Below are 1,349 nucleotides of genomic sequence, written 5' to 3' on the forward strand. Positions count from 1 at the left end.
CTGAACCGCCCCGGCATGTCGGGAGACTCGAAACCTTGGGAAGGTTGGAGTCATGCCGGGGAACACGTCCAGGAGGTACCCGCCTGAGCTGAAGGCTCGGGCGGTGCGGATGTTCGAGGAGATCCGTGTCGATCACGCCACGGACTGGGAAGCGATGGGACAGGTCGCGCAGCTGCTCGGGGTGAGCACGGCAGAGACGGTCCGCAAGTGGGTGCGTCAGGCCCAGGTCGATCAGGGCGCCCGACCGGGCGTGAGCAGTGAGGAGTCGGCCGAGGTGAAGCGGCTCAAGCGCGAGGTGGCTGAGCTGCGCCGGGCGAACGCGATCCTGCGTTCGGCGTCGGCTTTCTTCGCGGCCGAGCTCGACCGGCCCTCCCGGTGATCGTGGAGTTCATCCGCGAGCACGCCGGCCACCGTGAGGATGGCGGGCTGCGCTGGGGTGTCGAGCCGATCTGCACGGTGCTGAGCGAGCACGGGATGCCGATCGCCCCATCGACGTACTACGCGAACGTCAACCGTCACGCGACCGCGCGTGAGCATCGGGATGCACTGCTATTGCAGGAGATCCGCCGCGTTCACGCCAGCAACTACGGGGTGTACGGGGCGCGCAAAGTGTGGCTGACGCTGAACCGGGAAGGCATCCCGGTGGCCCGCTGCACGGTCGAGCGGCTGATGCGCCAGGACGGGCTGGTCGGTGCGGTCCGCGGGAAGGTCAGGCGCACCACGATCGCTGACCCGGCCGGCGAGCGGGCCAGGGACCTGGTCGGACGCAACTTCAACCCCGCCGCCCCGGACCGGCTGTGGGTCGCGGACATCACGTACGTGTCGACGTGGAGCGGGTGGGTGTACGTCGCGTTCGTCATCGACGCCTTCGCACGGCGCATCCTGGGCTGGCGCACCGGCACGTCGATGAGCACCCAGCTGGTCCTGGACGCCCTCGAGCAGGCCGTGTGGACCCGGGAGCGTGCCGGCTCGAGCACTGAAGCCGTGGTGGCACACACGGATAGAGGCTCGCAGTACACCTCGATCCGCTACACCGAACGCCTCGCCGAGGCTCACATCGCGGCCTCCGTGGGCACCACCGGTGACTCCTACGACAACGCCCTGGCCGAGACGATCAACGGCTTGTACAAGACCGAGCTGATCAAGCGCCGGGGTCCGTGGCGCACCGTCGACCACGTCGAGTACGCGACCGCCGAGTGGGTCGACTGGTTCAACCACCGCCGCCTCTACGCGTACTGCGGCGACGTCTCACCGGCCGAGCTCGAAGCCGCCTACTACGCTCAAAACGAGGCCCAGCAGGAGCTGGAGTTCTCAAACCAGTAAGTCTCCGGACATGCCGGGGCGGTTCA

1 protein-coding gene is annotated in these 1,349 nt (G+C 68.1%); it reads left to right on the forward strand.

Annotation, left to right across the window (positions count from 1 at the left end):
- Window positions 1-52 precede the first annotated feature (52 nt).
- Window positions 53-1,323 (forward strand): IS3 family transposase gene (locus AB0316_RS20950; protein WP_366275194.1). Its coding sequence is split into 2 segments (ribosomal slippage): window positions 53-341 and window positions 341-1,323, totalling 1,272 coding nucleotides; the frame shifts between segments, so codons are not numbered across the junction.
- Window positions 1,324-1,349: the final 26 nt, after the last annotated feature.

The organism is Terrabacter sp. NPDC080008 (assembly GCF_040702505.1).
In the GTDB taxonomy this organism is placed as follows: Bacteria; Actinomycetota; Actinomycetes; order Actinomycetales; family Dermatophilaceae; genus Terrabacter.